The sequence below is a fragment of the Chlorobium sp. KB01 genome, from assembly GCF_001975465.1.
In the GTDB taxonomy this organism is placed as follows: Bacteria; Bacteroidota; Chlorobiia; order Chlorobiales; family Chlorobiaceae; genus Chlorobium.
The window spans coordinates 22,097-30,936 of sequence record NZ_MPJE01000082.1 but is presented as its reverse complement, the minus strand read 5'-3'; the positions used below and the strand labels follow the sequence as shown (position 1 = coordinate 30,936).

The following is an 8,840-nucleotide window of genomic DNA, read 5'->3' as shown; positions in this document are numbered from 1 at the left end:
GGGGGCGTTGGGGGCGTTGGGGGCGTTGGGGGCTTTGGGAAGGGTTTGAGTGCGACGTAACTATACAATACCCGGTTATAACTCATACCCCCGATTAACCCAATAATGCCAATCTTCAACCGCCTCATGAGTCGCTTCATTTGCTTCAACGACGGAAACCTGTGCCAAAGGAACGCCCAACTCACGGCCATGCCACTTGACTGTTACAAACATCTCGTGTTCACACTCATCCGCTGAACTCATCCCGACAACATCAACTTCTTCACCTTCTTCAAGGGGTGAACTTGTTCTTGTGGTAATGCAGTTGGCTTTAAAGGGCCAGGAGATTTTATCATCGAGATAGTAGTACCATCCCATTGCCTGTTCTTCCTGGTCATAGGCATCAACAATGGCTTCAAAAGCAATGCGATTTTCACGAATGTCATCCTTTTCAACTCTGATCATAAATACCTCTGCGGCTAATATTGACGTAATAATTCATAACTCTTGCGATTGTTCTGCCAATATTCTTTCAATCATCGCCTGTTTCTTCTCATGCGATTGATTCCAGCGGAAGTGCCGGGCATAAGCCATCTCGACCCCTGAATCGCCGGAAAGCGAGAAACGAAGCTGTCGTTGTTTTGAGCCGCGTTGCCGATAAGCGTGCTGGTGGGGAATCATGTTGAGATCATGCGCATGAAATCCGATAATGCGCAAAATACGGCTCGCCTTCGACAGGTTCCCGTGCAACACTCGTTCAAGGCATGGTACCTGACCACGAATCCATGCTTCATAATCTTTTGGCAACAGATTCCCCATTTGCAGCATGATTTTCACGGGCGATATTTCATCCGACTCTTTGAGCAGGTGCGTGATGGCTTTCACGACTTTCGGGTAATATTTGTCCTTCCTGTACGAACCGACCGTAACTTTTTTCATGTTCTACATGCTCACTGGTCGGCGGGGATATAAGGAATTAACCCTTTTTCACAGGCAATAACCTGAACCTCACGCGGCATCTGGCGTATATCCACCATAAACCCGTTGACCTGCAATGTCCAGACCAAAGGATTGTTATCAATATTGCGGGAAACACACCAGTTCGGGTCAAGTGGATAGATGTTCAGCAGGTCCCGAATCAGTTTCGCCTTGTTTTCTCCGCTGCTTTTACTGACACCACATGCTGAGCAAAGCTCATCAGCCCGCATATGTGGTGATTGCGTTTTGTCGAAAAGAAAATTGACCGTGCCGAGCGCATAGAGAATACCGCATGCCCAGATTTCCGGTTTTCCCCGTAGAATAGGGGATGGTCGCTTGCGCGAAAGCGTTGCCGCCAACTGCCGGGCAAGCACAGCATAATCGCTGTTCAGATGTTGTTTGCAAACGCGCTCTGTCACATTGACAATTGCAGAGAAGGCAGGTTCCAAAGCGGCAGGAACTGATTCGGATGGTTTCTTTGGCATAGACAAAATGGCTTGGTGCATTCAAAACTTACCCGAGCAAGGCGAGGGGTTAATCAGATCCCTATCTGACGATCGGGATGACAAAAAACCGGCTTTTCCACTTTCTACTATCATCCCGATCAACGAAATGAACCTCGCTGTACCGTCGTGAGCGGCTTGAGAGCGAGACGGACGGAGCGCAGAAACCGGAATGTACACAGAGTACATGAGGATTTCGAGCACCGCCCAACGAAGCAATCGAGCCGCGCAACAGGTACAGTAAGGTTCAGGAACAGCCGGTGGTCATCCCGCAATCCTCACACACCTTGCACGTCCCGTTCTGCTTGACGCGCATGGAACCGCAGTTTTCACACTGCTCGCCGGTATAGCCCTGAACCTTGGCCTGATAGACCTGGCTTTTGCGGGTTGAGGATCCTGCTGAACTGCTGTGAACGGCAAGAGCCGGTTCTGCAACAGGTGCATGACCGTTTGAACCGCTGACGCCTTCACTCTCACCCTCATGCACCTCATCAACCGCCTTGACATGCACAAAATCCTTGCGACCGAGATAGTCATAGCCGATTGAACGGAAAACATAGTCAAGAATGGAGGTGGAATTTTTAATGGCATTATGGCCCTGAACCGCTCCTGCCGGTTCAAACCGGGTAAAGGTGAAGCTGTCCACCAGCTCTTCAAGCGGCATGCCGTACTGCAATGCCTTGGAGGCAAGCACGGCAAAGCAGTTGAGCAGCCCCTTGAAAGAGGCCCCCTCCTTGTACATGTCGATAAAAACCTCACCGAGAGAGCCGTCCTGATACTCCCCTGTTCTGAGAAAGACCTTGTGACCGCCGACGTACGCTTCACGGATGTACCCCTTTCTGCGCTTCGGCAGATAGCGACGCTCGGAGCGGTGATAGACCCGTTCAACAATCTGCTCCTGAACCTCTTTGGGACCCTTGGTCTCGTCAAGGCTCTCTTCGGTGCCAAGCATGATGACCTCGTCAAGATCCTGATAGCTGGAGCTGTTGAGCGGCTGGGAGAGCTTCGAACCGTCGCGGTAGACCGTAATAGCCTTGATCATATGCTGCCATGCCGAGGTGTAGACCTCACCGATTTCAGCCGTAGTGGCGGTAGAGGGCATGTTGACCGTTTTGGAGATCGCACCTGAAATAAAGGGCTGTACCGACGACATCATGCGCACATGGGCCATATGCTTGATGTAGCGCTGCCCTTTTTTGCCGCACCGGCTGGCGCAGTCAAATACCGGCAGATGCTCCAGCTTCAGATGCGGAGCCCCTTCGATGGTCATGGTACCGCAAACATAATCATTGGCCAATCCGGCATCCTCCGCCGTAGCGCCGAGCGCCTGAAGCAGATCAAAGTCGGGATCGTTAAGCTGCTCATCGCTGAAACCGAGCGAAGCGCAGAACTCCTCACCAAGAATCCACTTGTTGAAGGCAAAACGGATATCAAAAACCGTTTCAAGTTGCGACTCGACAACGTCAATATTCTCATCGCTGAAGCCCCGGCTTTTAAGCCACTGGCGGTTGATGGAGGGCGAACCGGCAAGCGTGCCGTGTCCCTTGCAGTAGTGCTCGATATCATCAATCTGTGACGGGGTATAACCGAGCCGTTCAAGCGCCTTGTGCACCGACTGGTTGACAATCTTGAAGTAGCCGCCGCCGGCCAGTTTCTTGAATTTGACGATGGCGAACTCCGGTTCGATACCGGTTGTATCGCAATCCATCACCAGACCGATAGTGCCGGTAGGTGCAATAACGCTCACCTGCGCATTTCGGAAACCATACTTCTTGCCTTTCTGGAGCGCCTCATCCCAGATCTTTCCGGCAGCCTCGAAGAGCTCCTTCGGGCAGTACTCCGAATCAATACCGCGAGGGCTGACCGAAAGACCTTCATACTCCTCTTCGGAGAGATTGTGTGCTGCCCGACGATGGTTGCGGATAACTCGAAGCATCTCCTTTGCATTGGCACTGTGACCGGCAAAGGCGCCGAGGTCATGCGCCATCTCAGCCGAGGTGGCATAGGCCTGGCCTGTCATGACCGATGCAATTGCACCGGCAAGGGCAAGCGCTTTCGGGGAGTCATAGGGAATACCAAGCACCATCAACACCGTACCGAGATTGGCAAAACCAAGCCCGAGCGTTCTGTACTCGTAACTCAGGCGGGCGATCTCCTTTGAGGGGAAGTGAGCCATCAGCACTGAAATTTCAAGCACGATAGTCCAGAGCGCTGAAGCGTGCTGCAGCTCACGGATCTTCACCTTGCCCGACTCTTCATCAATGAAGTGGATAAGGTTGAGACTTGCAAGATTGCAGGCTGTGTCGTCAAGGAACATGTACTCCGAGCAGGGGTTGCTCGCATTGATACGGCCGCTTGCCGGGCAGGTGTGCCACTCGTTGATGGTTGTATCAAACTGCAAGCCCGGATCGGCGCACTTCCATGCACTGAGCAAAATTTTCTCCCAGAGGTCACGGGCCTTTACGGCACGGACGTTCTTGCCGGTTGTACGCTGGCGAAGCTGCCAGATATCATCATTCTCCACCGCCTTCATGAACTCGTTGGTCACCCTGACGGTATTGTTGGAGTTCTGGCCACCAACCGTCTGGTAGGCTTCCGACTCATAATTGGAGTTATACTCGTCAAAATCAAGCGTCGTGAATCCCTGTTCAACAAGGGCAAGCACCCGTATGATATAGCTCATCGGCACAGCCCTGCTGAGCGCATTCTGGATCAGGCGGTTGAGTGCCGGATTCTCCTTGCGGTCAGAACCGTTCAAAAGAGCCTCTTCAACAATGGCCTGCAGGAAACGGGAGCAGATTCTTGATCCGGCCACGAGCGAGGCAACCTTGTCCTCCTCCTTTGCCTTCCACTCGATAAATTTCTCCACATCCGGATGGTCGATATCGACAATAACCATCTTGGCTGCCCTGCGGGTTGTGCCGCCTGATTTTATAGCTCCGGCCGCAGAATCAAAAATCTTCAGAAAACTCATCAGACCCGACGAACTTCCGCCGCCACTCAGTTTTTCGCCACCTGAGCGAAGATTGGAGTAGTTGGTACCCGAGCCGCTGCCGAACTTGAATACCCTCGCCTCACGGATCGCCAGATCGAAAATACCACCCTCATTGACCAGATCGTCACTGACCGACTGGATAAAACAGGCGTGAGCCTGCGGGCGGCTGTAGGCATCCTCGGACTCCTTCACCTCACGCGTTTCAGGATCCACATGGTAGTGACCCTGGGCTGGTCCGGTGGTGCCATAGGCGAAATTAAGGCCGGTATTGAACCACTGCGGCGAATTAGGGGCACCCATCTGTTTGAGAATCATGAAGGCAACCTCATCATAAAAGGTCTGTCCATCGTCCGGTGTATCGAAATAGCGGTTTTTCTCGCCCCAGTCCTTCCAGCAGCCTGCCAGACGATGAACAACCTCCCTGATGGAGTGCTCACTGCCGGTCAAAGGATGACCTTCGGCATCAAGAATAATTTCGCCCTTTTCGTCCCGCTGGGGCACCCCGGTTTTGCGAAAATATTTCTGTGCAAGAATATCTGCGGCAACCTGCGACCACTGTTTCGGCACCTCGATATCGGTCATTTCAAACACTTTCGAACCGTCCGGATTCCGCAGAACCGAAGAGCGTGTCGTGTATTCAAACCTGTCGAAAACATTTTCGCCGGGACTGGTGAACAGACGGGAAATTTTCATAGAGATTCTCCAGTATCAGTATTGATATGTGACTGTATAAACGAATACATAATTATAACTTAGCGGATTTCCGCCCTCAATGGAACTCTTCGCTCGACGTCAGATTTTCCAATAAAGTTTAATATAACATTTATCGAAAAAGATGGCTATCCGACTCGATTTCTCTGATTTTTTTCCCTTCTTTCCAGTGAAAAAATGCAAGATGCAGTGCCTGACTTTTATCCCGAAGTCAAATGGCAATGTCTTTCCGGCAGGTCTCCTGACTTTCAACGGTTTTCTGCCCTTTCAACAGGCGTTCAATGTGGAAAAAGCCTTCCCCCGTCTCTCCGGTGGTAACATCTCGGATAACGACGTGGCCTGATCCTGCTGAACAGAAAATGAACAAACCGGGTTGTTTGCCTTCCCTCTCCAGCGTACCGTTTTTCAGTTGCGGGTACAGTGTACGAATCTCACGTACTTCCCTATTATCCGGACCTTTTCAAGTCCGGCACCAGAAAAAAAGAACTGATAACAGTGTACTGTTTTTTCCCCTCGCTTTCAACAGCAAAAGAGGGGAATTTTCATGTTTTGCCCACAATCCCATAATAAAAAAACGTTTTGGATTGTGGGCATGACTATGCCGCGCTTCAACAAAGGGTGACAGCAATGATGAAACGCTTGGGATTACGGGCGAGCCGGATAGATCCCGTTCATGCAAATTATAGAGCGAAGTTCACCGGGATTCCATGGCCGTTTGTTACCATTCCCGTCAGTTGGTCGTAAATCGGGCAAATTGAAGGTATGGACACCGTCACCACCAAAATTGTTTCCAAGCAAACTATATACTGCCTGATACTGCTGAATCGGTAGAGATTGCCCACTGCAATCAAGAAAACCTACCGGAGCAAAATTACCGGCAAACAATTTTACAATCGCAAGCATTTCATCCATACCCACACTCCTTTTTGTTTTTTGACTGATAGACTGCTTTATTTTTTCAACAAAAACCCTCCGACAAAGCACTCCTTCCGTTGTTACTCCGAACTCCGGTGTATGCTGACTCTCTCCTTGTCATATCGAGCTCCCGAGTGCTGCGAAGGATGTAAGAGATCTCTCCCTGACGTCGAGATGACAAAAAATGAGTACGATTAAAAATCGGGGATACGCTCCCATAAATTACAAATTTTTAAACGGAATAGTACTCAGGACAGCAACAAGCAGATCCCAGAATTTTCCGACAGAGGGAATATGCACCTTCTCATCCGGAGAGTGCGGGTAGCGAATGGTGGGACCAAAAGAGATCATATCAAGTGCAGGGTATGCGCCGCCTATAATACCGCACTCAAGACCAGCATGAACCGCACTCGTCACAGGAATCTTCCCGAATTTTCTCTGAAATACATCCTGCATGATCTTCAGAATCAGCGACTCAGGGTTCGGCTTCCACCCGGGATATCCCCCGTCAACCACCGAACCCGCCCCTGCAAGATCAAAAAGAGCCGTAATCATGAACTCAGAATCGACTTTCGCCGAATCAACCGAACTTCTGAGGAGCGAGTCAACGGTAATGGTACTATTGGCTGATTTCACCATGGCAAGATTATTGGACGTCTCAACAAGACCCTCCATCTCACTGCTCATGCGCATCACTCCATTCGGACAGGCATAAATAGCCTTCATCAATCTGACACACACTGCGGGATCGATAACGGTTTCGGGAAGCCCGGCAGAAACCGCATCAATCTTCAGGGTTGGTTCAACCGCACGCAATTCATCCTGTATGGTACCGGACAAGAGAGAGATTCGGTCGAGAAAGGCATCCGCCATTGCTTCGGGAAGAGCAGCAAGGGCAAAGGATTCACGAGGGATGGCATTGCGAAGGCTTCCCCCGTCTATTGAAGCAAGCTGCAAACCATACCCGATATAGCCTTCATAGAGAATACGGTTCATGATCTTGTTGGCATTGCCGCGGCCCAGATGAATATCCAGACCGCTGTGGCCGCCCATCAAGCCGGTTACGCTGATCCTGAACCCCCGGTAGTTATCCGACAGAGCGTGTTCACTGTAACTGAAGGTTGAGGTTACGTTGACGCCACCTGCGCAGCCGATAAAGAGCTCCCCCTCATCCTCCGAATCAAGGTTCATAAGAATTTCACCCTTCAGCACTCCGGGTTTCAAACCCATTGCCCCGCTCATCCCCGCCTCCTCATTGCTGGTAAAGAGCGCTTCAATCGGGCCATGCTGCAACCCGGTGGATGCCAGCACCGCCATCGCTGCTGCAACACCAAGGCCATTATCGGCCCCAAGCGTGGTGCCATTTGCCCGCACCCACTCTCCATCCACAATAGTCTCAATCGGGTCTGTTGTAAAATCATGGATCTTGCCGGTGTTCTTCTGCGGCACCATATCCAGATGCGCCTGCAAAATCACCCCCTGCCGATTCTCCATACCCGCCGTGGCCGGTTTGCGGATAATGACATTGTCGGCTTCATCCACAATACTCTCAAGGCCGAGGTTGCGCCCGAATGCCATCATGAACTCCCGGATCTTCTCCTCATGGCCCGAAGGCCGGGGAACCCTGGTCAGACGATAAAAATTCCCCCACACCTCACCGGGGCTCAGCGCTGAAATATCGTTGTTCATAAACATCTATTTGTGTTTGGACCGGGCCAATGTAGGGGCGAAAGATTTTTCGCCCTTACCAAAATCGGGTCAGTATGTTAAAACCATCCCCCCTATCGACAAACCCGCGCCGGTGCCGACCATCAGCAGTTTATCGCCCCGTTTGAGAGAGCCATCACGAACTGACTGGTAGAGGGTGGCGGGAATGGAAGCGGCAACACAGTTGCCGAGCAACTCAAGCGTCTGCATGATCTTCTCTTCCGGCCAGCCGAAGCGACGAAGCATGTGAAGGCCGACTTTGCTGGCCTGATGGGGCACAACAACGTCAATATCGAGCAGGCTTTTCGAAAGTCCCGGATAGAGCTCTTCAAGAAAGGCTTCATCAAGACGGCGTACCATGCGGAGTACGGCGGAGCCATCCATATGGAAGAGATCGTTATCGGGGTTATGGCCAGGTTTGGAGGGATGAAGGGCCGAACCCCCGCCCATAATGGTGGTCAGGTAGGCGCCATCTCCCCATGTTCGAAAATGTGCATGATGCATTAGCGACTCCTCCCTCTCGCCTGAACGGGTCACAACAACAGCCGCCGCCGCATCCCCGACAAGGGTTGCCGACTCGGGCTCCCTGATGTTGATACCGCAGGAGGAGATATCGGAACTGGCAATCAGGATATTGGTATAGCGTCCGGCAGCAAGATAGTTTGCAGCGACATCCATTGCTGCAAGAAAGCTCAGGCAGGTATTGTGCACCGTCATGGAAGGTATGCCGGAACTTCCCAGACCGAGTTGACGCTGGAGCAGTGCGCCCATGTCAGGAATAGCCTGCTCAGCCGTTCCCGAGGCATTGATGATAAGGTTGAGCCGGTCAGGCTCAAGATTCGCCTCTTTGAGAGCTTCACGCGCTGCCTCAGCGGCCATGAATGATGAGGTCTCCGTGCTGATCCAGCGTCGCTGGCGCACGCCGTTACGCCGCTCCACCCAGCCGGCAGGGAGCCGGCAGATCGCTTCAAGTTCGGAGCTCTCGACAACACGCTGAGGGAGATAACGGCCAACGCCAATGATTCTGAGCGGAAGATTTACGTTCATCTCAC

At 51.8% G+C, this 8,840-nt stretch carries 7 protein-coding genes and 1 riboswitch; all 7 genes read right to left on the bottom strand.

What is annotated here, in order from left to right; translation table 11 throughout:
* Positions 1-75: 75 nt before the first annotated feature.
* The gene (locus BOO20_RS09175) at positions 76-444 is read right to left on the bottom strand and encodes a calcium-binding protein (RefSeq protein ID WP_076792231.1); all 369 of its coding nucleotides are present in this window, start codon (positions 442-444) and stop codon (positions 76-78) included.
* A 33-nt stretch (positions 445-477) separates the two neighbouring features.
* The gene (locus BOO20_RS09170) at positions 478-918 is read right to left on the bottom strand and encodes a hypothetical protein (RefSeq protein WP_076792230.1); all 441 of its coding nucleotides are present in this window, start codon (positions 916-918) and stop codon (positions 478-480) included.
* Between the two features lie 11 nt (positions 919-929).
* Positions 930-1,442 carry a DUF6398 domain-containing protein gene (locus BOO20_RS09165; protein WP_076792228.1) on the bottom strand — a complete coding sequence of 171 codons (513 nt, stop codon included), beginning with the start codon at positions 1,440-1,442 and terminating at the stop codon, positions 930-932.
* A 265-nt stretch (positions 1,443-1,707) separates the two neighbouring features.
* Entirely contained in the window at positions 1,708-5,148 is a 3,441-nt protein-coding gene (locus tag BOO20_RS09160) for a vitamin B12-dependent ribonucleotide reductase (RefSeq protein ID WP_076792227.1), read from the bottom strand.
* Positions 5,149-5,379: 231 nt separating this feature from the next.
* Positions 5,380-5,658, bottom strand: a riboswitch (cobalamin riboswitch).
* Positions 5,659-5,811: 153 nt separating this feature from the next.
* A complete protein-coding gene (locus BOO20_RS09155; protein WP_076792225.1) occupies positions 5,812-6,078 on the bottom strand; it encodes a phage tail protein in 267 nt (88 codons plus the stop codon).
* Between the two features lie 225 nt (positions 6,079-6,303).
* A complete protein-coding gene (locus BOO20_RS09150; protein ID WP_076792236.1) occupies positions 6,304-7,770 on the bottom strand; it encodes an aminoacyl-histidine dipeptidase in 1,467 nt (488 codons plus the stop codon).
* Between the two features lie 69 nt (positions 7,771-7,839).
* Positions 7,840-8,835: a 3-oxoacyl-[acyl-carrier-protein] synthase III C-terminal domain-containing protein gene (locus BOO20_RS09145; RefSeq protein WP_076792224.1), complete on the bottom strand. Its 996-nt coding sequence runs from the start codon at positions 8,833-8,835 to the stop codon at positions 7,840-7,842.
* Between the last annotated feature and the right edge of the window lie 5 nt (positions 8,836-8,840).